We start from the raw sequence: 24264 nt of genomic DNA, 5'->3' as shown, positions 1-24264 counted from the left end.
AAAGTAAGCGGTCTAATCTATTGTTTTTGTTGTGTGCATCAGATAGTTAACCGATACGTCTTTATTATTTAACCGATATTGCTTGGTGATAGGGTTGTAAGTCATGCCGGTAAGCTCATGGACATCAAGTCCTGCAAGGCGGGCATAATTGCTAAGTTCGGCAGGTTGAATAAATTTAGCATAGTCATGTGTGCCTTTAGGTAGCATGTTCAGTACATACTCAGCGCCAATAACGGCAAATAAATAGGCTTTAGGATTACGGTTAATTGTGGAGAAGAAGACATGTCCACCAGGTTTTACAAGTTTGTAGCATGCTCTGATAATAGAAGAGGGGTCTGGTACATGCTCAAGCATCTCTAGGCAGGTAACAATATCATATTGACCTGCTTCTCTATCTGCTATTTCTTCTGCAGTAATACGCTCGTAATCGATATCAAGCTGGCTTTCTAATTTATGTAATCGAGCGACACCTAAGGGTGCTTCTCCCATATCAATACCTTTAACTTGAGCCCCTGCTTGTGCCATTGACTCTGATAAAATACCGCCACCACAGCCTATATCTATAGTTTTTTTACCAGCAAGTTGCGCTCTTTCATCTATGTATCTTGTACGAAGAGGATTGATGTCGTGAAGTGGTTTAAATTCGCTTTCTTTATCCCACCAACGGCTGGCTAGTGCTTCAAATTTTGCGATTTCTGCATTGTCTACATTGCTTGAATTTGCGTCGCTATTCATGAAAAGTTCCAATATAAAGGGGTTAAATCAAAATTAGGAATAGGGTTCAGATTATTATTAAATCAGTGAGTGTTTAAAAAGTTAGAGTGTGAGTTTCCTTTGCCACACCTGTACCTCTTCTTTGAGCTTGTTTGTGTCTATTGTCATAAGTTCTTTGTCTTTGAGTAGTATCTTACCTGCGACCCAAACATGGCTAACTTGGCTTCGGTTAGCGGTATAGATAAGTTGTGATATTGGGTTGTAAATTGGCAGGTTGGCGAGTTCGTCGAGCTTAATTGCACATAAGTCAGCTTGTTTTGTGGGTTCTATGCTGCCTATTAGTTTATCAAGGCCTATGCTTTTTGCGCCATCCAGTGTCGCCATGCGTAAGGTTTCTGTCGCATTTAATGTGGTCGCATTAGACGAGCTTGCTTTGGCTAAAAGAGAAGCGCTGCGCATTTCGCCTAACATATCGAGATCATTATTGCTGGCAGCACCATCTGTACCAAGACCTATGGTGATGTTTCTAGTTTTTAGTGAACTTATAGGGCAAAAGCCACTGGCGAGTTTGAGGTTGGATTCTGGGCAATGGATGACTTTTACATTGCGTTCGGCGAGTAAATCCATTTCATGTTCTGTGAGTTGTGTCATGTGAACGGCTTGGAGTTTCTCATCTAGCATACTCACTCTATCTAGCCTTGCCAGTGGTCGGCAATAATAATTTTCTAGTGAATGGCTAATTTCTTGAGCGGTTTCATGTATATGCATTTGGATCATGCAATCAAGTTCATTTGCCTTGTTAGCCACTTTGCTGAGATCGTTATCCGTTAAAACATAAGGTGAATGCGGCCCAAGTATGCTGTAGATAAGAGGGTTGCTTTCAAAGGTGTGATAGCTTTCTTCTGCCTTTGCTAAATACTCATCAATATTTGCCGCCCATGGGGTTTTGATGTTCAAAATAGTGGGGCAAAGTTGTGCTCTTATACCGGCTTTTTCTGCTGCTTTACCTACCTCTTGGCTAAAGAAGTAATTATCGCTAAAACAAGTCGTGCCACTTTTAATCATTTCTGCAATCGCAAGTTCACTGCCGACTCTAGTGAATTCTGCACTCAGCCATTTCGTTTCTTGGGGCCAGATGTGTTCCTCAAGCCAAGTCATAAGGGGGAGATCATCAGCTAGGCCCCTGAAAAGCGTCATGGCGGCATGGCCATGGGTATTGATGAAACCTGGTGTAACAAGGTGTTGATCAAGTGAATAAGTTGAATTTGCTTGATACTTCTGTAAAGCACTCCCTGTTGGCAATACCTCTATGATAATTCCCTGATTAAGTGCAATGCTATGATCAACAAGGAGCTCGTCAATGCTTACCCTAGCTATCCATTTGGCATGGATTAGGGTGTTAATTGATTGCTTTTCTTGACTGCGACTTGGCATACAAGCTCCTTATTTTAGATAGTTACATTATAGCGGTTAAGGTCACTGTTATTCCAATTTAAACTGTATTTTTGTCTTGTCTTACCTCGATTTTTTTTACTTTTAATGATTTTTGTTCTGGCTTTGATTGAGTCTATTAGCATCTGTGAAATCAATTCCTATTTCAGAGTGGGAGTTATCGAATTGCTTGTGCTACAATGCCGCGCTTATAAAAAAAGAACATATCCAGAGAGTCGATGTGACTCTAAGGCATAAGGAACGATTGTACCTATGGGTGAATTAGCCAAAGAAATTACTCCCGTCAGTATTGAGAACGAACTGAAAAGCTCTTATTTAGATTACGCCATGAGTGTTATTGTTGGCCGAGCTTTGCCTGATGTTCGTGACGGTTTAAAACCTGTCCATCGTCGCGTTTTATTTGCGATGCATGAAGAGAAAAATGATTGGAATAAAGCATATAAAAAATCGGCTCGTATCGTTGGTAACGTAATTGGTAAGTACCACCCACATGGTGATACGGCTGTTTATGATGCAATTGTTCGATTAGCCCAGCCTTTTTCCATGCGCTATACCTTGGTTGATGGTCAAGGTAACTTCGGTTCTGTAGATGGTGATAACCCAGCTGCGATGCGTTATACCGAAATTCGTATGGAAAAAATTGCCCATAACTTCCTGATGGATCTTGAGAAAGAGACGGTTGATTTTGTACCTAACTATGATGGTACAGAGCATATGCCTGAGGTTATGCCCACTCGTATTCCAGGGTTATTGGTTAATGGCTCTTCTGGTATTGCGGTTGGTATGGCTACAAATATTCCGCCACATAACCTGTCTGAAGTGATTGATGGTAGTTTGGCGCTCATTGATAACGAGGCCATTACGATCGATGAGCTAATGGAATACATTCCTGGCCCTGACTTCCCAACATCTGCCTTTATTAATGGCAGAGCGGGTATTGTCGACGCTTATAAAACGGGTCGTGGCAAAATCTATATGCGTGCACGTCACCATATTGAGCCAATGGAGAAAGGGAACCGTGAAGCCATTGTTTTCACAGAAATCCCTTATCAGTTAAACAAGGCGAGAGTCATTGAGAAAATTGCCGAGCTTGTTAAAGACAAAAAGCTTGAGGGCATCAGTGAGCTTCGAGATGAGTCTGATAAAGACGGTATGCGTATTGTTATTGAACTACGTCGGGGTGAAAACGCGGATGTAGTGGTTAATAACTTGTTCATACAAACCCAACTACAGGGTGTTTTTGGTATTAACATGGTGGCCTTGGTTGATGGGCGTCCAGAGTTGTTAAACCTGAAACAAGTGCTTGAGTGCTTTGTTAAGCACAGACGAGAAGTTGTTACTCGCCGTACTATTTTCGAACTTCGTAAAGCGCGTGAGCGTGGCCATGTGTTAGAAGGCTTGGCTGTTGCATTAGCGAATATCGAAGAGATTATTGAGTTGATTCGCCAATCTCCTACTTCAGCAGAAGCGAAAGAGAAGTTGGTTTCTAAAGCCTGGGCCCCAGGTGATGTGTCAGCAATGCTAGAGCGTGCAGGTACGGATGCCTGTCGTCCAGATGATTTACCTGAAGAGTTTGGCTTTAAAGACGGTTCTTACTACTTATCTCCAGTTCAAGCGCAAGCCATTCTTGACCTTCGTCTTCATCGCCTAACAGGGCTAGAGCACGAAAAACTTCAGAACGAATATAAAGCGCTAATTGAATTAATCGCGGAGCTACTTCATATCTTGGCATCTCCTGCAAGATTGATGGAAGTTATCCGTGAAGAGCTGGAAGAAATTAAAGCGCAATTTGGTGATGTACGTCGTACTGAAATTCTGACTTCCCGTCAAGATTTGACCGTAGCTGACCTAATTGACGAAGCGCCAATGGTAGTAACCATTTCTAATACGGGTTATGCCAAGTCTCAGCCTCTAGAAGAGTATCAAGCTCAACGTCGTGGCGGGCGTGGTAAGTCATCGTCAAGTATGAAAGATGAAGACCATATTAGTCATTTGTTAGTCACAAGTAGCCATGACACCATCATGTTATTCAGTAACTTTGGTAAGGTTTACTGGCTGCGAGTATTTGAAATTCCTGTTGCCAGCCGAAATGCGAAAGGGCGTCCTATTGTTAACCTTCTGCCATTAAGCGAAGGGGAGTCCATTTCTGCTCTGTTGCCGCTTGTTGCTCCTGAAAAATCAGATGCTGAAGATGCCGAGACTGAAGTGAGCGAAGACGCTGAAAGCTTTATCTTTATGGCGACAGCAAATGGTACCGTGAAGAAAACAGCCATGCAGCATTTTGCTCGACCTCGTTCAACCGGCTTGATTGCGTTAAGTTTGGATGAATCTGATGAGTTGGTGGGTGTGTCTATTACGAATGGTAATGATGACATCATGCTTGTTTCTAGTACGGGTAAAACGATCCGCTTTAAAGAGTCTGATGTTCGTGCAATGGGCCGAACTGCCGCGGGTGTTCGTGGTATTAAACTTGCTGCTGAAGGTGCGAAAGTGGTCTCTTTGATCGTGCCAGAAGAAGGGATGAGTGTCCTAACGGCATGTGAGCATGGTTATGGTAAGCGTACTGCAATTGACGATTTTCCAGTTTATGGTCGTGGTGGACAGGGTGTCATAGGTATCCAGGTGTCTGATCGTAATGGGCCGGTTGTCGGAGCGGTTCAAGTGGCTGATGATGATGAGATTATCTTAATTACTGATCAAGGAACCTTAGTTCGTACGCGAGTCAGTGAAGTGTCTTGTCAGGGTCGTAATACTCAAGGGGTGACTTTAATTCGATTGACGAATGAAGAGCAGCTAGTGGGTGTAGTGCGAGTTGTAGAAGATGACGAGGACATTGAAGACGTTGAAGGTGAAGCGGTTGAGGAAGGGGTTGAAGCAAATGCTGAAACGGCTCCAGAAACTGCAGAGCCTGATGCGGGTGAGTCTGAACAATGATTAAGTGCCTTAATCGTTAATGTTATCTCAGCAAGGGCGCCTTATTTAATAATGCGCCCTTGTGTTTTTTAGTTGTTTTAGCTTTTTAAAGAAGGGTTATTTGCGTCATGTCTCGTGTTTATAATTTCTGTTCTGGTCCTGCTGCTTTACCTGAAGCTGTCTTAGTCAAAGCACAACGTGAAATTCTGGATTGGCACGGAGTGGGTATGTCGGTGATGGAAATGAGTCACCGCAGTAAGGAGTTTGTTTCCGTCTTAGAGTCGGCTAAGCAAAACTTGATCAAGTTGCTTGATATTCCTGAAAATTATGAAGTGTTATTTATGCAAGGTGGCGCATCAACTTTGTTTGCTCAAATCCCTGCGAATTTAACCCCGGGTTATGATTCTGCTTGTTATTTGGATACAGGTGTTTGGTCTGCGAAAGCGATTAAAGAAGCGGGTAAATACACAAAAGTGAATGTTCTTGCGTCATCTAAAGATTCGAATTACCAAACAGTGCCTTCTTTTGATGGTTTGGAAATTGATGAATCTGCATCATATCTTCACATTACTCCCAATGAGACCATTGGTGGTTTAGAATTCGCTGAGTTACCTGAAACTGATTTGCCAATTGTTGCGGATTTATCATCAACCATACTGTCTCGCAAAATTGATGTGAGTCGCTATGGTTTGATTTATGCAGGTGCCCAGAAAAATATTGGTCCTGCGGGTGTTGTGGTTGTCATTATTCGTAAAGATTTATTGGCACGCAGCCAAGATGCATTACCGACAACATGGAATTTTGCCAAAATTGCCGAAAATGGCTCCATGGTAAACACACCGCCAACTTACAGTATTTATTTGGCTAATTTGGTGTTTGAATGGCTGCTTGAGCAAGGTGGCGTTGAAGCAATTGAAGAGATTAATGTTGAGAAAGCGCGACGTTTATACCAAAAATTAGACGCGAGTCGTTTATTCTCAAATGGGATTGATGCTAACTACCGTTCTCGCATGAATATTCCTTTTACCTTGGCGGATGAGTCTTTAGAAAAAGCCTTTTTGCAAGAGTCCGAGGCGGCAGGGTTAAAAACCTTAGCGGGGCATCGTTCTGTAGGGGGGATGAGAGCCAGTATTTATAATGCGATGCCAATGGAAGGGGTTGTGAGTCTGATCGACTTTATGAATGCATTTGAGAAAAAATACGGCTATTAAATTATTATCTCTTATTTTGCGTGTGGGCAAATAAGCGAAAACGAAATTTAAGTGAATAATGCCAACAGGCATTTAACGAGTCGTAAGAGCTCGATTATAACGAAAAGGTTGCTAGTAAACGTGCCAAAAAATAAAACGAATATTCCTGATACCTTGCCTTTATTAAGGGATCGAATTGATGCAATTGATTCTGAAATTCAAGTGCTTATTAATGAGCGCGCCCAATGCGCACAAAAAGTTGCTGAAGTGAAGCTATCTGAGCAGGGTGATGATGCGGTTGTTTTCTATCGCCCTGAACGTGAAGCGCAAGTATTGCGTCGCGTGATGGAACGTAATCAAGGTCCTTTGGGCAATGAAGAGATGGCGAAAATTTTTCGTCAAGTCATGTCTTCGTGTCTTGCGCTTGAAAAACCAATGCGCATTGCCTTTTTGGGGCCAGAAGGGACCTTTACTCAACAGGCTGCGATAAAGCACTTTGGTCGCTCAATTATCAGTGCGCCTATGGCGGCGATTGACGAGGTATTTCGTGAAGTTGAGTCCGGTGCTGCTAACTATGGTGTGGTACCTGTAGAGAATTCGACGGAAGGGGTAGTGAATCATACGTTAGATAGTTTTAGAGATTCTGCGCTGAAGATATGTGGCGAAGTTGAGCTAAGAATTCACCACCACTTATTAGTGGCACCAAACGTTGATGCTGAGCAAATTACGCATATTTATTCGCACCAGCAGTCATTGGCTCAATGTCGTGCTTGGTTAGATAGATATTGGCCTCATGCAGAGCGTATTGCGGTTAATTCTAATGCTGAGGCGGCTAAAATGGTGGCGGATGCTGCTCAAAATGGCACTGCGATTGCGGCAATTGCTGGTGATATCGCAAGTGAGCTTTATTCTTTAACCAAGCTTTCTTCTAATATTGAAGATCATCCTGATAATACGACACGATTTTTGATGATAGGTCATCAAGATGTGTTGCCAAGTGGTAAAGATAAGACCTCCTTGTTAATCAGTGCCAAAAACGAACCTGGTGCACTTTACCGATTATTGGAACCTTTTCAAAAACATCAGGTGAGTATGACGCGATTAGAAACACGACCTTCTTTGATGAGTCGTTGGGGTTATATTTTCTACATTGATTTTGAAGGGCATGCTGATGAGGCTAATTCCTTGGCTGTGATTAAAGATTTAGAGCGTCAAGCCTCGGAAGTGAAAGTGTTGGGATCCTATCCCATTGCCGTTCTTTAGTATTTGTTAAAGGCTACTTGAAAGAAGTAGTTAACCTAATTTGTTGTATAGGGTGTTGTCTTTGTCTGAGTTGCAATCAAGCCAGTTTGAAAAAACGGGTGAACATTTTGGTAATGTTTTAATTGTCGGTCTAGGAATGATAGGTGGTTCAGTTGCTAAAGCGCTGAAAGAGCGAAGTCTTGCTTATCTTTTTGGTTCTGATCGACGCCATGATGAATTGACCTTAGGGATTGCAACCCATGTAATAGATGTTGAAGCTGAGTTAAATGCTGAATTTATTGCGAAAATGGACATCATTATTTTGGCCACGCCTGTTAGAGCGATGGAGGCCGTGCTTGAGCAAATTAAGCCACATTTGTCTGCAACAACATTAGTGACTGATGTGGGTTCCACTAAGCAAAGTGTGGTCGAGGCTGCAAGAAAGGTGTTTGGTCAAGTCCCTGCTAATTTTATCCCAGGCCATCCTATTGCGGGAGCGGAAAAAAGTGGTGTATTAGCGGCCAACCCAAATCTATTTGAAAACCATAAAGTCATAGTCACACCCTTGCCAAACAGTGATGCGATATTGGTTGATCGTTTACATAGAATGTGGACGGCGATTGGTGCTGATGTGGTGAGTATGGACGTTGTTCACCATGATCATGTGTTAGCAGGTTCAAGTCATTTACCTCATTTATTGGCTTATACCTTGGTGGATGCTCTGGCTAATAGTGAGCGTAGTCAGGATGTGTTTAGGTTTGCTGCAGGTGGGTTTAGAGACTTTACGCGTATTGCATCGAGTGACCCTATTATGTGGCGTGATGTGTTTTTAGCAAATAAAGATGCCACCCTCGAGTCGTTGGACTCTTTTACGGATCACCTACAGCAACTTCGACACTCTATTGAAGTGGGCGATGGTCCAGCTATGTTTGGTGTTTTTACTCGGGCAAAGTCTGCGCGAGATCATTTTTTACGTTTATTAGAAGCGCGTTCAGCCACATCTGCTTCGACTGTTAAGCCTATATCCATTAAGGTACTGCCCGCTTCGCTTATAAAAGGCGAAATTAATTTAAGAGGTGACAAGTTTTTGTCACATATTGCGATTACAATAGCGGCCCTTTGTGAGGGTGTCAGTGATCTCAGTAATTTGGATATGGGGCAGGGGGTTAAAGTAACATTGCAGGCCTTGCGTGATATGGGCGTGGTGGTTGAAGACTTTGGTGGGCAAAGGTTACGAATTCATGGGGTCGGACTAAACGGGTTAAAAGCACCGATTGCCCCGATTAATGTGCATGATTCAGCGTTAAGCTTGCATGTATTGTTGCCCGTGCTAGCGGCTCAAAAATTTGCCGTTACCTTTATTGCGGATGACGCTTTAAGTGCGCAGCCGTTTGTAGATTTGCTTGATATCGTTAAATCCATGGGAGCTAGTGTCACTACTTCTGAGTCTGGATGTTTACCGTTTGCAATCGCAACTGATAATCAATTGATTAACCAGTTTAAAGTTGATGTAAAAGGTCATTCAAGGCAGTTGAAACTTGCCGCTTTAATGGCAGGTGTTATGAGCCAAAAAGATACAGAATTAAATTTATTGGATGCGATTGAAAGCGATGGCGTTGAAGGCTTGCTGGCTTTGTTTTCTTGTCAGATAACATCAAAGTCTTGTGTTAAGGCATCAAGCAGTATTGCATTGGCGCAAGCACAAAAACCGCGTGCCGCTCAATTAGACATGCCGGCTGATATGGATAAAGCAGCATGGTTGATATTGTTGGCGAGTCTATCACCGGGTTCTCGTCTTGAAGTGGGTAATTTGGCTTTATCTCAGATAAATACACATTTCTTAAACCTCTTGATACAAGGTGGCGCTAAAATTGAGAGCTCCCATAATTTGAGTGAGCCTTTATCTGTGGTGCGTCCGATGGATAAGGCGAGCATTAAAGTCGGTTTTACGGAATTTTCGGGTTTTAAGGTTAGCGAGGAAGATGTTTTATCTGTGCGCAATGAATTGTTACTGCTTTGTGTGGCGGCGGTTTACGCTAAAGGCACAAGTCGGTTTGAAGGTTTACAACGTTTGCCGTATCACTGGGAAGACAGAATAACGACTTTTGTCGATGCGCTGGTGATTATTGGTGTTCCTTGCCGTTTACAGGCAGGTGTTTTAGAAATTGAAGGCTGTATTCCTTGTGGTGGGGAATTGGACAGTGCGGGCGACTATCATCTTGCGCTCGCTATGCTGGCATTAGGTATGCGCAGTCGCAGTCCGGTGACAGTCAATGATTGCCACAAGTTATTAGAAGAATTTGAAGAGTTTGAAACTATTGTTGAGCCCCTTGGCTTTCATTGCCAAATCGCTCAATAACAAGAGAGGAAAGAATATGATCAATCAGGCACCTATCATCACAATAGATGGTCCGAGTGGCGCTGGTAAGGGCACAGTAAGTCAGATTATTGCTGATAAACTTGGCTGGAATCTATTGGATAGTGGTGCGTTGTATCGCCTTTTAGCACTTGCTGCTACCCACCATGGGATGGCGATGGACGATGCTGACACATTAAAAGTTCTTGCTGAGCATTTAGATGTTCAGTTCCGTCATGGAGAAAATGGCGAAACTGAAATCGTGCTAGAAGGTGAGAATGTGACACAAGCGATTCGTACCGAAGTTATCGGTAACAACGCCTCTAAATTAGCTGCAATTCCTGAAGTACGTGAAGGTTTATTGCTACGCCAACATGCTTTTGCCCATGAGCCTGGTTTGGTTGCCGATGGTCGCGATATGGGAACAATTGTTTTCCCTGAAGCACCAGTAAAGGTTTTTTTAACAGCAAGTGCTGAAGAACGTGCAAACCGTCGCTTCCTTCAATTGAAAGCTAAGGGTGAGAGTGTTAATATTGAAGAATTAGTGAGCACCATTCAAGAAAGAGACGAGCGTGATGCAAATCGCCCCGTTGCCCCTCTAGTACCGGCCGTCGGTGCCTTGGTTGTTGACAGTACAGATCAGTCTATTGAACAGGTCGTTGATTCTATTCTTGCTGAAGTAGCAAAGAAGGGAATTAACTGATCTGTTTTTTGGCGTAAATAACGCCTTGAATTATACTTTAAAGCGTTAGTGAAAATTTATCCTTGAGATAGGCGCCAGCAGAGTCTATCTCGCACTTTTTAAAAACTGACCCGTGTTTGCTGGCAATGCGGTTACAGTATGGTTTTCCATACTTACTTAATAGGAAATACAATGACTCAAAGCTTCGCTGAACTGTTTGAAGAAAGCTTGTTAACCGTCGAAATGGCGCCAGGCTCAATTGTTACCGGTATTATTGTTGATATCGACAATGAATGGGTAACTGTTCATGCAGGTCTTAAATCTGAAGGTGTTATTCCACGCGCTCAGTTCCTATCTGAAAGCGGTGAATTCACTCTTAATATCGGCGACGAAGTTAAAGTTGCTCTAGACGCAGTAGAAGATGGTTTCGGTGAAACTAAGCTTTCTCGTGAGAAAGCGAAACGTGCTGAGACTTGGGAAGTTCTTGAGAAAGCATACGAAGACAGCGAAATCGTTGTTGGTGTTATTAACGGTAAAGTTAAAGGTGGTTTCACCGTTGACATCGCTAATATCCGTGCTTTCCTACCTGGTTCCTTGGTTGACGTTCGTCCGATCCGTGACACTTCTCACCTAGAAGGTGTTGATCTAGAGTTTAAACTTATCAAACTTGATCAAAAACGTAACAACGTTGTTGTTTCTCGTCGTGCCGTTATGGAAGCGACAAACAGCGCTGAACGCGAAACATTGCTTGCTTCTCTTGAAGAAGGTCAAGAAGTTAAAGGTATCGTTAAGAACCTTACTGACTACGGTGCATTCGTTGATCTTGGTGGTGTTGACGGTCTTCTACACATCACTGACATGGCTTGGAAACGCATTAAGCACCCAAGCGAAATCATTGCTGTTGGTGATGAAATCGACGTTAAAGTTCTTAAGTTCGACCGTGAGCGTAACCGCGTATCTCTAGGTCTTAAGCAATTGGGTGAAGATCCATGGGTAGCAATCAAAGCCCGTTACCCAGAAGGTACTAAAGTAACAGCTAAAGTTACTAACCTGACTGACTACGGTTGCTTTGCAGAACTTGAAGAAGGTGTTGAAGGTCTTGTTCACGTATCTGAAATGGATTGGACAAACAAGAATATCCACCCATCAAAAGTTGTTCAAATTGGTGACGAAGTAGAAGTTATGATCCTAGACATCGACGAAGAGCGTCGTCGTATTTCTCTAGGTGTTAAACAGTGTACTCCTAATCCATGGGAAGAGTTCGCTACTTCTTACAACAAAGGCGACAAGATCTCTGGTGGCATCAAGTCTATCACTGACTTCGGTGTATTCATCGGTCTTGAAGGCGGTATCGACGGTCTTGTACACCTATCTGATCTATCTTGGGATGAGACTGGTGAAGAAGCCGTTCGTCAATACAAGAAAGGTGATAACCTTGAAACTGTTGTATTGTCTATCGATGCTGAACGTGAGCGTATCTCTTTGGGTGTTAAACAACTTGAAGAAGACCCATTTGTTGGTTTCGCAGCTGAAAACGACAAAGGCGCTATCGTAACTGGTACTGTTAAAGAAGTTGATGCTAAAGGTGCAGTAGTTGTTCTAGCTGAAGGTGTTGAAGCAACACTTAAAGTTTCTGAACTAAGCCGTGACCGTGTTGAAGATGCAACTTCTGTATTGAAAGAAGGTGATTCTGTTGAAGCTGCTGTGATCAATGTTGATCGTAAAGCTCGCACTATTGCTCTTTCTATCAAGCAGAAAGATGCTTCTGAAGAGAAAGCAGCAATGAAATCTCATTCAGAGAAAGCAGCACAAGTTGAAGCAAATGGTCCTACCACTATCGGTGATTTGATCAAGGCTCAGCTAGAAAACCAAAACTAAGATTTAGTTTTCTTGTGTTAAAAAAATGCGGGCTTTGCTCGCATTTTTTTTATTTAAATTCTTATAAACTAGGCCTAAGTCGTTGACAATAAAAGTATGCACAGAAACTGTGGATAACTGTGGGTATAGGGTAAAGAGTTAAAAATATGTTTATAACTTGTCTTTCGCTACTTATAAATTAAAGCTACTCAAGGTATTTAAATGTTTGATAAAAGAGTTTCGATTGCACTAACCGGTGCATCAGGAATGCCCTATGCATTACGCTTGATTGAACTGTTGGTAAAGGCCAATGTTCAGGTGTTTGTTATGGTGTCTAAGGCTGCACAAATTGTGATGGCGACAGAAACTGAGTTTAAGTTGCCTGGACAAGCTGCCGCTCAGCAAGCTCATTTAACTGATATTTTTTCGGCAAAAGATGAGCAAATAAAAGTCTTTAATAAAGAGCAGTGGTTTTCACCAGTCGCTTCTGGTTCATCTGCTCCTTCCTCTATGGTTGTTGTGCCTTGTTCGACAGGTTGTCTTTCTGCTATAGCAACCGGTGCTAGTAATAATTTGATTGAAAGAGCGGCTGATGTTGCATTAAAGGAGCGTCGTAAGCTTATTTTAGTGCCAAGAGAAACGCCTTATTCGGAAATTCACCTTGAGCATATGTTAAAGCTGACGCGTATGGGGGCCATCATTCTGCCTGCGTCACCTGGCTTTTATCATAATCCAGAAACACTCGATGATATGGTTGATTTTATTGTTGCCCGCATATTGGATCATCTTGATGTTGAACAAGGGTTAATTGATAGGTGGGGGGAGTCTTAGTTTTATTAAGAAATATAAAAATAGCTGATGTTATTTTTATATAAGCATTGTCTGATGTTGTTCACCTGTTATTATTTGTATTAAGAAAAATTCAACTAACTGTTTGTTTGAAATGGCTAAATACCAATTAATGTTCCACTCTTAATTAGTTGTTGAATCCTTATTAAATTTTTAATCCTTATTTAATTTATTGGTGAATGTATGAAGGTCTCTCATAAGGTCGCTTTGTGTGCATCCTTTGTTGTGGTAATGGTATTTTCAATATACTCATGGATGCAGTATGCAAATTTAAAATCTGCTCTATTCGAAAAAACGACAATTAGTACACAAGAAACAAGCAAGGCTTTGGCTGTTCAAGTTAATAATTGGCTAAACAGCAAATTAGCCTTAATTGATATTGCTGCTCAGAATATAGAAGCAGAATTTAATCAAGAAAATATTCAAAGTACTTTTAATCTCCCTCTGTACAAAAAAGAGTTTATTCTTATTTTCGGTGGCCTTGCTACTGATGGTAAGCGTATTACCAATGACCCATCTTGGAATCCAGCCAATTGGGATGCACGTAAACGCCCATGGTATCCACTCGCTAAAGCTCACAAACAAGCTATTTTGACTGAGCCTTATGCCGATTCTGTTTCGGGTGAGTTGCTTATCTCAGCAGTAGCAAACTTTTATGATAAAGGGGAATTTAAAGGTGCTTTTGGCGGTGATTTAAGTCTGAAGAGTGTGTCTGATGCAGTCAATACACTTAACTTTAACCACACAGGTTATGCATTTATTTTAAATAAAGACGGCAATATTATTAGTCACCCTCAAGGTGAGTTTAATGGCCAAAATATTTCTGATTTGATTGAAGGTGGTGAATCTAACTTTGGCGTGAGTTTAAGTGCTACCAAATTATTAGATGGTACAGATGTATTTACCACGTTTAGCCCATTGTCTAATTTATATGGAACGGACTGGTATATAGGTGTTGTGCTAGAAGAAGATAAGGTGATGGCTGATGTGAAAGCATTTGGTTGGATTGCTTTAATAAGTACCATCATAGCGGCGCTTTTATGTTCTGCTGTACTTTATTATGTTGTTGCTAAACTGCTTCAGCCTTTAAAGGCTTTAAGAGAGTCGTTACAGGAGATTAACTCTGGTGAAGGTGATTTGGTTAAGCGTCTTGATATTTTAAGTAATGATGAGTTTGGTAAGGTGTCTGAGGACTTTAACCAATTCTTAAGTTATTTGCAGAATTTAATCAAAGAAGTTAAAACAACCTCATCACAGGTAAGGTTAAATACTGATAAAACTGAAGATTCCTCTTCTAAAGCAGCGCAAGAACTGAGCTTGCAATTAACCGAGCTTGATCAGTTAGCGACGGCCATGAGTGAGATGTCGGCGACGGCTCATGATGTGGCAGGAAATGCTCAAAGTGCTGCTCAAAAAGCCAGTGAAGCGGATAGTGTTGCTAAAAGTGGCGTTGAAATAGTGGATAAAACATCAAGCTCTATCGCACATCTCACAAATCAGATGGGAAGTGTGGTTACCACGATTAATGAATTGGTTAATTATAGTAATAACATTGAATCTATCTTAACCGTGATCACAGATATTGCTGATCAAACGAACCTATTGGCGCTTAATGCTGCGATTGAGGCTGCTCGGGCGGGTGAGCAGGGCCGTGGGTTTGCCGTTGTGGCAGATGAGGTAAGAACTCTGGCTTCGAAGACGCAAGAATCGACAGAGCAAATTAAAGGTATGATCTCACAGCTTCAAGTGGGTGTGAAAAACGCTGAAAAAGTTATTCTTGAAAGTCGTGAAAATGCGGATCAAACGCAACAAGTCGCTTTGCAAGCCAGTACGTCATTAAATGAAATTCGCGACAGTATCGAAGCAATTAATGGTATGAATGTTCAAATAGCGACAGCTGCTGAAGAGCAAAGTATGACAACCAAAGAGATTAACCAAAACACGCAAAATATCCGAGATATTAGTCAATCAGTTTCTGAGATGGCGATTAATCAAGAGGGGCTTTGTAAGGAGATGGTTGATTTAACTGAACAGCAAGAAAAGGCATTAGATAAGTTTAAAGTTTAACTGTGCCTTGTTTCGATAATAGAAATGGCTCTTTATAGTAAAGGGCCATTTTTTTGTGTGTATCTTTGATGTGTTATTTGTTGTGAGTGGGATCTGTCTATTGCTGCTTCCTTGAAGTTTGCTTTTTTCTTCCTTGAAGCTTATTCATAATGACTTGTTATGATATTTGATCTCTTTATAGTGAAATGAAACAATTTTACGGAGTAGGTTATGCAAGATGTTAATGAGTATGAGCCACCTAAAGTTTGGAAATGGGAAGCTGAAAGTGGTGGTACTTGGGCGAGCATAAATCGCCCTGTTTCGGGTGCAACACATGAGAAAACCTTGCCTGTTGGTAAGCACCCTTTGCAGCTGTATTCTTTAGCAACACCAAATGGCATTAAAGTGACCATAATGCTAGAGGAGTTATTGGTGCTTGGGGTAAAAGATGCTGAATATGATGCGCATCTAATTAAAATTGGCGAGGGTGACCAGTTCTCTTCTGGTTTTGTTGATATTAACCCGAACTCAAAAATCCCCGCCTTACTTGATAATGGCCTTGAAGTGCCACAAAAGGTATTTGAATCAGGTGCGATTCTGCTTTATTTGGCTGAGAAATTTGGACAGCTTATTCCTAAAGACTTTGGCAAACGTACTGAATGCCTATCCTGGTTATTCTGGCAAATGGGAAGCGCGCCTTATCTTGGTGGCGGCTTTGGCCATTTTTATGCCTATGCACCAGTAAAAATTGAGTACTGTGTTGATCGTTTCACAATGGAAGTTAAGCGCCAATTAGATGTGCTTGATAAGCAACTTGCAAATAATACTTATCTTTGTGGCGATGAATATAGCATTGCTGATATTGCTGTTTGGTCCTGGTACGGAAACCTTGTTTTAAATGAAGTTTATAATGCGGCGGAGTTTCTTGAAGCGGACTCTTATCAAAACTTAGTACGTTGGGCGAATGACATTAAAGCAAGGCCAGCGGTGCAAAGAGGGAGAGTGGTTAATAAAACGTGGGGAGAAGAATCTCAGCAAGTCCCTGAGCGTCATGATGCAAGTGATATTGACTCAAAGCTAAAGTAACCTCCAGCAAACATTAGCTAAACATTTAGAAGCGGATCTATGTATACGAGATCCGCTTTTTTTATAAAACATCTATTCTCCTTTCTCTCTTACACAAAACTTGTAGCAATCACTTTTCTGACATACTTTTCAATCTAAGCGCTAAAAAATACACGTTTAATATCGATTCGAATGGCATACTTGTGTTTCATCGTAAAAGGAAAATCGTTATGTATGTTAGTCAAAGCAAGACTAATAGATTGCATCAGTTGGGGTTTATAAAAACGGCTGTGTTAATTGCATTAAGCTCCACTTTATTAACCGCTTGTATGGGGCCAAGAGAAAAACCTGATGATCCACCTCCTAAACCTGGAGAAGGAAGAGTTGATAGCCAAGGAGTGCAGACCAATGCTGCCCAGGTTCAACTAAATGGTATGCAAGTTCCACAACAAAAAGCGCCAGAAAAGGGAGTGGGTACTTTTTCTTTAGCCAGTGATGGGGTGAAAAGTCGTTATGTACTGCCGTTTAGTGCGACTTGTGATGCACTCAATAAAGGCGAGTCAATAGCGCTTAACTGGCAGGGTGTGCCAGAAGGGACTCAATCCTTTGCTTTGGGGATGTATCACTACCCATCTCCCAGAGATGAGGGTGATTTTTCTAAAGCGCATGTGTATTGGACGCAATTTGATATTCCTGCAGGGGTAAATGCGTTAATACAAGGGCAAACAGATATCGGCGTTTTTGGGCCTAATACTGTTAATGGGGCACTTGCTTATTCAGCGCCTTGCTCTAAAGATACAAATAATCAAATGTATACGATTACACTTTATGCACTTTCAAGTGGGCCTGGTGAGCTCGGGTTAACCGCAAAAAGTGCTGATCTTGCTTCTCTTTATCAAGCTATCTCACCTTATCTATTAGCGGATGCATCCTTAACCTTACAAAGAGCAAGATATAATCCTAAGAACAGTGATCATATTCCTACAGAGGTGGCGACAGATTGCGCCACTAAATCCGGCGACTTTGCAGCCTATAGCGATAAAGTTAGTGTGAGTTGTAGTGACACTGAGCTCTTGGTTACCAGCAAAACCTTTTTACCTGATCGCTCAAAATTAGCGGCAGATAAATCTAATGTAGGAATCGCTTCTTGGATAGGTCGAGTTCCCATTCCGACACAGGCAACTTGGTCCTTGCCTTTAGTGCCAGATTACCTTGATGCCCTTGAGAGCAATTTGAATATTCATGATGCTATCGGCATTTCAGTTGAAGGGATTCCTATATTGCATTATGCAAAAGAAAATAGCCGCGGAGAGGTTGCTCAGATAGGAGCTGATTATAGTGATAGGGATACCGCGCTGTTAGGGGAGATTGATCAATGTGGTGCCCATGCCGGGAATGGTGAGGATTATCATTATCATATGGCTCCCTTATGCTTGATGGACACTCATGACCCTTCAAAGCCTTTAGCTTATATGTTTGATGGTCTGCCTCTTTATTATGGTACCGCAGGGGGGCAGTTGGTCGAAGGAGGAACTGACTATGGTGCTGGTCGCTATACGGATTTAAATTATCTACCTGAAAGTGTGCAAAGAGGGCAGGTTAAATTAGATGAATGTAATGCCTATGACTTGCATGGGGATGGCAGTGAGTATGTGTATTACACCACTCAAAAGGCGCCATATACTATTGGTTGTTATCGAGCAAAAGCTGATCAAAGTGCTTCTGTTCCTAGGGGAGAGCATTGGACTAAGCGACGAGACCTTGCTTGGTCAGGTTCAGATGTTAGCTTAACGGATGCGGATGACATGCAGTTTCAAGATCAGACATGGTCTTATATCGAGATTGCTCCTGGAAAGAGTAATCGAAAAATTGCGGCTTCGACTAGCGCTATGATTCTTTATCGAAAATTAAACGAAGGAGAGGTGGGCTATCAGTCAAGGCAGAGCTGTTTTGCTTTTCGCTATCGCTTAGATACTCGTGATCAAAAAGGCGTAAAAGACATAAGTTCAACTCATTGTCGATAGTGTTAGCGAGTTGTCTTATCGATTATTTTGAATCGTATTTTAAGTTGCATGCTTTTTGTTAGGCGATGTTTAAAGGTGATGGGAGCGTTCCCGTTTTAGGAAGCTAAATGAGCGTTTTATTTGTATTGATGTTCCAAATGATTAAGCTAGTAAAAAACCAATTCCTTTTTAGGCAAGGGTATAAAAAACTCGTTTTATTACTGGTGTTGAGTGTTTCTGGCCAACTTTATGCTCACGGGTTAACGATGACAACGGCGGAGTTAACATTGCGCAATAATAACCATTTAACGGTGACGGTTAGGGTCTCTTTAACTGAGCTTTTTAACAGGATGAATTGGCAGCATAAGCCGCCAAGCCTAATTCACCTTATGGCTGAGGATGGTATCGCATTAGCGGGTTTTAGGGGGGCAATAAGTCAGTTATTCTTGGCAGAAATGCCGATTAGTTTTATGGGGCAAAGCTTAATATCGCCTAATTTGAGGCTCCCAAACCTGGCTCAACTTAAGCAACAAGTAGAAGCTGACATTGCTTATTCCTTGATGCCTGCAGCGGATGAACATGATAGGTCAAATTACTTGGTGGTTTACCTAGATGGTTTTATTCCTAAAAAAGCGTTTGCTGCTAAAGGGGCTTCTAGTGTGGAGGCGGTTTTTCCTGAAGTACTGGGGGATATTATGGTGAGTTTTAATCGACCTCTAGTGCAAACTTTACCTGCTACAAAAGGTGATAGACAATATCAAGAGTCTTTCTATTGATCCTAAGAAACAAATCATAGATAAATTAAACTAAAAAAACGCCAATAAATATTAATTTATTGGCGTTTTTATTGTCGATTATATTGCCGTTTATATTGCCGTTTAAGTTGCTGACTCCCCTAAAAGATAAGATGTGCCATCAAGGCAATCACGGGTAGCGTAATTAGGGTTCTTAATAAGAAAATAATGAAAAGCTCAAAGATATTGACAGGAATTTTACTTCCTAATAGTAACGCACCGACTTCAGACATATAGATAAGCTGAGTAACAGACATGGCCGCAATAACAAAGCGGGTCATATCAGATTCTATGGATGCGGCTAAAATGGAAGGAATAAACATATCGGCAAAGCCAACAACTATGGTCCTAGAGGCTTCCTCTGCTTGAGGGATTTGTAATAGCTCTAAAAATGGAACAAAAGGCTGTCCTAACCAATCAAAGATAGGTGTGTTTTCGGCGATAACTAGAGCAATAGTACCAATCGCCATGATGACAGGTAATACACCTAAAACCATATCCGCGGCGTTACGTGAGCCTTCTGCTGCAAGTTGGTTTAAGTTTGGGGCTTGTTCTGCACGCTTTAGCGCTTGTGTCATTCCCCATTGTAAAATGTTGTGATTCTCTGGACGTTTATCTCTTTCACCCTCTACCTTGCTGCCATCAATAAAGACGTCTTTTTTCCAGCTAAGAGGTGGAAGTCTTGGAATGATGATTGCACAAACAAACCCAGCTAAACATACGGTTAGATAAAAAGGTAAGAAATAAGCTTCTAATTCTACTTGCGCGATCACAACCAAACTAAAGGTGATGGATACTGCTGAAAAGGTTGTACCAATAACAGCGGCTTCTCTTTGGGTGTAAAACTTTTCTTGATACTGCTTGCTGGTTAATAGGATTCCCACGCTACCATCACCTAACCAGGATGCAAGACAGTCAATGGCAGAGCGGCCAGGTAGTTTGAAAATAGGGCGCATAATCACTGTCAGTAACGTGCCCATTAGCTCAAGAAGGCCAAAATTCAGTAATAGAGGTAGTAGAAGGCCTGCAAAAATAAAGACGCACAGAAGAACGGGTAGTAAGTCGTTGAGAACAAGTCCGCCAGTGGCCCCATCATGAAACATGGCTGGGCCAAACTGTGTGAGGGTTAGTACGGCTAAAATAGCACCTAGAATACGGATAAAAAGCCAAAACGGACTGACTTGGAAAAGCTCTTTTAAGTAGTGACTTCGGGTAATAAAATCGGGTTTTACAGCGACTGCCAATAATGAAATCGCAGCGGATATAGAGATAATCACTGCAATGATTAACGTCATTAGTTCGCCAATTGCTGCCTGTAACTCTTTGGCAAGAATCGCAACCGGAATGGTAATGGCGTCATTGTAATTGATGGGGGTCATGAATAAAAAAAGGCCTAGAAGCGAAGGAATTAAAAAGCTAAGCCAAGTTTTTGTCGTATAAGTATGGGGCGTCGTCATCTGTTTTTGCATATTGTTATGATTCTAAAAACGGGAACTACCCAGACGCATCGTGCGTGGGTAACTTAATTAATGAAATTGGCTATCCTTAGCCGGCTGCGTAAGATACAGGGACACAATGGAAATTTGAAGATAGAAAATTATACTTTTGAGTCCTGAACTTTTGAGAAAGAGCCAAAAATCCAAAAGCTGTTTAATTTTTGCTCGTTTATCGCCAATCTATATTCGGTGTATTGGTTGAGGGTTGAACGTGCTTCTTGCTATAGGTGTAAAATGGAAAATGTTGAAGAGTTAAATACAAGGGATGATTTAGGTTTTAGTTTTGTACTGCATAAAAGTGGCAAGCTTGATATTTTGCATCATGCGAATGTGGTAACCCACTTTAATACACAAAAAGGGAAGAAGGTGGCCGCTCAGTTGCAAGGGCGCTCTTTTAAAGAGCAGCAAGTGCTAATGGCCCGTTTAACGGGAAACTATAAAAGGGGTAATGAGCGTCATTAAATGAGAGTTTGTGGTTAGTTGGCTCTTTATGCTCAAAAAACGTGAATGTTAAGCGTTTTTTCTCTTTTTACTGATGGTTATAATGCTTTTATTAAACCACTTAATTAAGAATCTTTAGGGAGTATGTATTGGATTTACCTTTGGTGCTGGTTGGGCCAATTATTCGACACCTGTCTTGTGAAGCCTTGACGCTTTGGCTGGTTACAACACAAACGGCTAAATTTGATCTTTCTTTATTTGATGAGTCCGATTATTGCTTTGATAACCAAGCTTTGGATGAATTTCAGCAAGAAATAAAGGTTGGAGAGCATTGTTATATTCAGTTAATTCATTTCTTGCCTAATAAAGCTTTTGCAAAGGATACTTTAATTCAATATGACTTAAGTATTAATGGTCAATCTCTGGCTCAGTTAATACCAGGCCTTCATTATGAAGGGATTAGTAAGCCAGCGTTTATGGTTAAGTCTAGAGCAGATAATATTTTACATGGTTCCTGTCGTAAACCTCATCATCCTAGCGAAGATGGTTTGTTGGCTGCAGATACTTTGCTAGCTAATACCCATCATAAATCGGCTGCAAGACCTGCGTTAATGATGTTCTCAGGAGATCAGATTTATGCCGATGATGTGGCAGGGCCGACTCTCGTTGCTATTCATCAATTGAGTGCCAAACTAGGCTTATTTAAAGAGACCTTTGATGATGAACTTATTCATAATTGTCAGTCTTTAATTGATCATGCAGATACCTATTATAATCGCCAGAATCTATTGCCAAATTGCCAATATACCCAATTTAATATTAAAGGTAAGCGCCCGATTTTTACCTCAGACTCAGCTGAGAATCACCTTGTTAGTCTCGCTGAAATGCTCGCCATGTATTTGCTTGTCTGGTCGCCTCATTGTTGGAAGCTGGTGGATTGTGAGTTGGGTATGGCCCGTATTCCAGAGGCGCATTATCAAACATATCAGCAACAATTAGCTGTGCTTAAAGTGTTTGAAGCAGGTTTGGGTAAGGTGCAACGTCTTATGGCAAATATGCCTGTGTATATGATTTTTGATGATCATGATGTGACGGATGATTGGAACCTAACACGAGGTTGGGAAGAGGCAATCTATACGAATCCTTTAGGCCGTCGTATTATAGGAAATAGCCTAATTGCCTATTGGTTATGTCAAGGTTGGGGGAATCAGCCTCAGCATTTCTCTTTATTACAAGAAGATGTTCCGCGTTACTTTGAGCCGACAGGGATTAAGTATCAAGATGAGTTGATTAATCGTTTATTAGATTGGGATCAATGGCATTATAGTTTAGCGACCCAACCTAAAATTGTGGTGTTAGATACAAGAACTCATAGGTGGCGCTCTGAGTCGAATGCTAATAAACCCTCAGGTCTCATGGATTGGGAAGCTTTGATTGAAATGCAACAGGAACTGATTAATGAACCAGAGGTAATACTTGTTTCTCCAGCGCCTGTCTTTGGGGTGAAGTTAATTGAGGTGATACAGAAGATAGTGACGTTTGCAGGCAAGCCTTTAATGGTTGATGCGGAGAATTGGATGGCTCATCCAGGTGCTGCCAATGTCATGTTAAATATTTTTAGGCATAAAAAAACACCCCCTAACTTTATTATTTTATCTGGTGATGTGCATTATTCTTTTGTTTATCAAATTAAAATACGCTTTAAAAAACATGGTCCCCAAATCCTGCAAGTCACAGCTAGTGGTATAAAAAATAATTTCCCCGAGAAGTTATTAAATTGCTTTGATACGTTAAATCGTTTGTTATTCTCTAGTGCATCCCCATTAAACCTCTTTACTCAAAGGCGGAGGATGTCAGTTCGATGGCGCAAGCCGGATACTGGCTGTAAAAGTGTGCTGTATAATCAAAGTGGTATTGGCCAACTCATTCTAGATGAGGATTTTGAGAAAACAAAAACCTTGGTGATAAGCCAAGAAAAAACCACAGAGTTTAAATAGATAAGGCTGGTTTAACGTAGCATGGCAAGGAGTTTTTGTGTGTCTTCTTCACTCCAGTCTTCTTTATTGATAAGAGATTGGAGCTCAGGATGGCTTTGCGCTTGGGATAGGTTTTTTCTAAATTTAGCGAAATGATATTCTTTAATTAAAGCCTCATCTTTGGCGCTTTGATAAAGGTTTGACTGGTAAGGTTCAGGCGCTTGTTTCTGAGGGTTTTCTGACTCAGCAAGCTTATTGACCGTTTGATAGGCTTTTAAAAACGCTTTTTTATTCATGCTACAAGTCCTCTGGTTAATCTTGCTTAATATTAGACAGGGGTTCTAAGCGTAAAATTTCAAAATGATCTGTTTTGGCTTGCCACTTAATATTGATATCCCAAAGTTGCATGCCATGTTCCCTGTTCGTTTTTTCAACTAGATAGGCAGGTCTAGGGTCTTGGCTAACAATTTGCTCAATGAGATCACGAATATTTCGCCCTGTTGCTAGAGTATAGCTTTCACAGTCGGATTCAGCTTGTTTGCTAAATAAAACGGGGCGAGTTACGGTTGATAACGGTGCAAAGCCGCCTTTAGCATCATCTACGATATCGGCATAAGGTAAATAGGGTTTAATATCTATCACTGGCGTGCCATCTAATAAATCAGCCCCATGTAAATCGATAAAAACCTTCTTATCTTCTTGGTAAATCTTCCCTAATTTAATCACAGATAAACCAATAGGGTTGGGTCTGTGGGTAGCTCTGGTTGCAAAGACGCCCATTTTGGTTTTACCACCTAAACGAGGAGGGCGGATTTTGGCTTTCCAACCATCTTGAATACAAGCATGGAAGATAAAATGCACCCAAATATGTGAGAAATCTTCTAGTCCATCCAGCACATCAAGTCGGTTAAATGGCGGTAATAATTCAATTCTAGCCGTGGCTTCTGTCACTAATCCTGGCTGTCTTGGGATGCCGAATTTTTGTTGATAACAAGAATGGACGATTCCTATGCTAGTTAATTGAAAAGCTTGATGATTTGTTTGAGCGCTGAGAGACAAAATAATCCTCGAAAAAAAAGCGGATGGGCAGTAATTCACCTGAGAATTTTGTTAGTATACCTTTTACACGTCTAGGTAACCTAGGCTTGTCGATTGAATTTTCATTTTTAGTTAATTAGTTTGAGATAA

At 41.4% G+C, this 24264-nt stretch carries 18 protein-coding genes; 13 read left to right on the top strand and 5 right to left on the bottom strand.

The features are described from left to right. Nucleotides 1–12: 12 nt before the first annotated feature. Together ubiG and MED121_RS01870 are read right to left on the bottom strand one after the other, a co-directional pair. The gene (gene ubiG, locus MED121_RS01875) at nt 13–735 is read right to left on the bottom strand and encodes a bifunctional 2-polyprenyl-6-hydroxyphenol methylase/3-demethylubiquinol 3-O-methyltransferase UbiG (RefSeq protein ID WP_009831890.1); all 723 of its coding nucleotides are present in this window, start codon (nt 733–735) and stop codon (nt 13–15) included. Between the two features lie 81 nt (nt 736–816). After that, nucleotides 817–2148, bottom strand: coding sequence for a TRZ/ATZ family hydrolase (locus MED121_RS01870; RefSeq protein ID WP_009831889.1), 1332 nt, complete (start codon nt 2146–2148; stop codon nt 817–819). A gap of 270 nt (nt 2149–2418) precedes the next feature. Here MED121_RS01870 and gyrA point away from each other — a divergent pair, with 270 nt between their 5' ends. The 11 genes from gyrA (at nt 2419) to MED121_RS01815 (ending at nt 19145) form a co-directional block, all read left to right on the top strand. Next, complete coding sequence (gene gyrA / locus MED121_RS01865) at nt 2419–5100, top strand: DNA gyrase subunit A (protein WP_009831888.1); 2682 nt, start codon at nt 2419–2421, stop codon at nt 5098–5100. A gap of 107 nt (nt 5101–5207) precedes the next feature. After that, complete coding sequence (gene serC, locus MED121_RS01860; protein ID WP_009831887.1) at nt 5208–6290, top strand: 3-phosphoserine/phosphohydroxythreonine transaminase; 1083 nt, start codon at nt 5208–5210, stop codon at nt 6288–6290. Nucleotides 6291–6410: 120 nt separating this feature from the next. Continuing rightward, a complete protein-coding gene (pheA, locus tag MED121_RS01855) occupies nt 6411–7532 on the top strand; it encodes a prephenate dehydratase (RefSeq protein ID WP_009831886.1) in 1122 nt (373 codons plus the stop codon). Between the two features lie 61 nt (nt 7533–7593). Beyond that, nucleotides 7594–9870 (top strand): prephenate dehydrogenase/arogenate dehydrogenase family protein, encoded by a 2277-nt coding sequence (locus MED121_RS01850; RefSeq protein ID WP_242603166.1) that lies wholly within the window; start codon nt 7594–7596, stop codon nt 9868–9870. A gap of 16 nt (nt 9871–9886) precedes the next feature. Further along, nucleotides 9887–10570 carry a (d)CMP kinase gene (gene cmk / locus MED121_RS01845; protein ID WP_009831884.1) on the top strand — a complete coding sequence of 228 codons (684 nt, stop codon included), beginning with the start codon at nt 9887–9889 and terminating at the stop codon, nt 10568–10570. Nucleotides 10571–10741: 171 nt separating this feature from the next. After that, nucleotides 10742–12427 carry a 30S ribosomal protein S1 gene (gene rpsA, locus MED121_RS01840; protein WP_009831883.1) on the top strand — a complete coding sequence of 562 codons (1686 nt, stop codon included), beginning with the start codon at nt 10742–10744 and terminating at the stop codon, nt 12425–12427. A gap of 201 nt (nt 12428–12628) precedes the next feature. Next, complete coding sequence (locus MED121_RS01835) at nt 12629–13237, top strand: flavin prenyltransferase UbiX (RefSeq protein WP_009831882.1); 609 nt, start codon at nt 12629–12631, stop codon at nt 13235–13237. A 201-nt stretch (nt 13238–13438) separates the two neighbouring features. Further along, on the top strand, nt 13439–15322 hold the full coding sequence (locus MED121_RS01830; RefSeq protein WP_036178515.1) for a methyl-accepting chemotaxis protein: 1884 nt from the start codon (nt 13439–13441) through the stop codon (nt 15320–15322). Nucleotides 15323–15532: 210 nt separating this feature from the next. Next, on the top strand, nt 15533–16387 hold the full coding sequence (yghU, locus tag MED121_RS01825; protein WP_009831880.1) for a glutathione-dependent disulfide-bond oxidoreductase: 855 nt from the start codon (nt 15533–15535) through the stop codon (nt 16385–16387). 209 nt (nt 16388–16596) lie between these two features. After that, nucleotides 16597–18390: a YHYH protein gene (locus MED121_RS01820; RefSeq protein ID WP_009831879.1), complete on the top strand. Its 1794-nt coding sequence runs from the start codon at nt 16597–16599 to the stop codon at nt 18388–18390. 107 nt (nt 18391–18497) lie between these two features. Further along, nucleotides 18498–19145: a hypothetical protein gene (locus MED121_RS01815; RefSeq protein ID WP_009831878.1), complete on the top strand. Its 648-nt coding sequence runs from the start codon at nt 18498–18500 to the stop codon at nt 19143–19145. Between the two features lie 119 nt (nt 19146–19264). Here the strand turns inward: MED121_RS01815 and MED121_RS01810 are convergent, their stop codons facing one another. Continuing rightward, nucleotides 19265–20542: a YjiH family protein gene (locus tag MED121_RS01810; protein WP_242603165.1), complete on the bottom strand. Its 1278-nt coding sequence runs from the start codon at nt 20540–20542 to the stop codon at nt 19265–19267. 351 nt (nt 20543–20893) lie between these two features. Between MED121_RS01810 and MED121_RS01805 the strand changes: the two genes are divergently transcribed. After that, the gene (locus MED121_RS01805; RefSeq protein ID WP_009831876.1) at nt 20894–21121 is read left to right on the top strand and encodes a hypothetical protein; all 228 of its coding nucleotides are present in this window, start codon (nt 20894–20896) and stop codon (nt 21119–21121) included. 128 nt (nt 21122–21249) lie between these two features. Further along, a complete protein-coding gene (locus tag MED121_RS01800) occupies nt 21250–23097 on the top strand; it encodes an alkaline phosphatase D family protein (protein ID WP_009831875.1) in 1848 nt (615 codons plus the stop codon). Between the two features lie 11 nt (nt 23098–23108). Here MED121_RS01800 and MED121_RS01795 read toward each other — a convergent pair whose 3' ends face one another. Next, nucleotides 23109–23372: a hypothetical protein gene (locus MED121_RS01795; RefSeq protein ID WP_009831874.1), complete on the bottom strand. Its 264-nt coding sequence runs from the start codon at nt 23370–23372 to the stop codon at nt 23109–23111. Nucleotides 23373–23388: 16 nt separating this feature from the next. Beyond that, nucleotides 23389–24135: a tRNA (N6-threonylcarbamoyladenosine(37)-N6)-methyltransferase TrmO gene (gene tsaA / locus MED121_RS01790; protein WP_009831873.1), complete on the bottom strand. Its 747-nt coding sequence runs from the start codon at nt 24133–24135 to the stop codon at nt 23389–23391. Between the last annotated feature and the right edge of the window lie 129 nt (nt 24136–24264).

Source organism: Marinomonas sp. MED121, assembly GCF_000153025.1.
GTDB lineage: Bacteria > Pseudomonadota > Gammaproteobacteria > Pseudomonadales > Marinomonadaceae > Marinomonas.
Note: the sequence above shows the minus strand (reverse complement) of the source record. Positions and strands in the feature narration are given on the sequence as shown.

Coding starts and splice junctions, on each gene's coding strand:
- ubiG (WP_009831890.1), bottom strand. CDS start 735: ATGAATAGCGACGCAAATTCAAGCAATGTAGACAATGCAGAAATCGCA.
- MED121_RS01870 (WP_009831889.1), bottom strand. CDS start 2,148: ATGCCAAGTCGCAGTCAAGAAAAGCAATCAATTAACACCCTAATCCAT.
- gyrA (WP_009831888.1), top strand. CDS start 2,419: ATGGGTGAATTAGCCAAAGAAATTACTCCCGTCAGTATTGAGAACGAA.
- serC (WP_009831887.1), top strand. CDS start 5,208: ATGTCTCGTGTTTATAATTTCTGTTCTGGTCCTGCTGCTTTACCTGAA.
- cmk (WP_009831884.1), top strand. CDS start 9,887: ATGATCAATCAGGCACCTATCATCACAATAGATGGTCCGAGTGGCGCT.
- rpsA (WP_009831883.1), top strand. CDS start 10,742: ATGACTCAAAGCTTCGCTGAACTGTTTGAAGAAAGCTTGTTAACCGTC.
- MED121_RS01835 (WP_009831882.1), top strand. CDS start 12,629: ATGTTTGATAAAAGAGTTTCGATTGCACTAACCGGTGCATCAGGAATG.
- MED121_RS01830 (WP_036178515.1), top strand. CDS start 13,439: ATGAAGGTCTCTCATAAGGTCGCTTTGTGTGCATCCTTTGTTGTGGTA.
- yghU (WP_009831880.1), top strand. CDS start 15,533: ATGCAAGATGTTAATGAGTATGAGCCACCTAAAGTTTGGAAATGGGAA.
- MED121_RS01820 (WP_009831879.1), top strand. CDS start 16,597: ATGTATGTTAGTCAAAGCAAGACTAATAGATTGCATCAGTTGGGGTTT.
- MED121_RS01815 (WP_009831878.1), top strand. CDS start 18,498: ATGAGCGTTTTATTTGTATTGATGTTCCAAATGATTAAGCTAGTAAAA.
- MED121_RS01810 (WP_242603165.1), bottom strand. CDS start 20,542: ATGACCCCCATCAATTACAATGACGCCATTACCATTCCGGTTGCGATT.
- MED121_RS01805 (WP_009831876.1), top strand. CDS start 20,894: ATGGAAAATGTTGAAGAGTTAAATACAAGGGATGATTTAGGTTTTAGT.
- MED121_RS01795 (WP_009831874.1), bottom strand. CDS start 23,372: ATGAATAAAAAAGCGTTTTTAAAAGCCTATCAAACGGTCAATAAGCTT.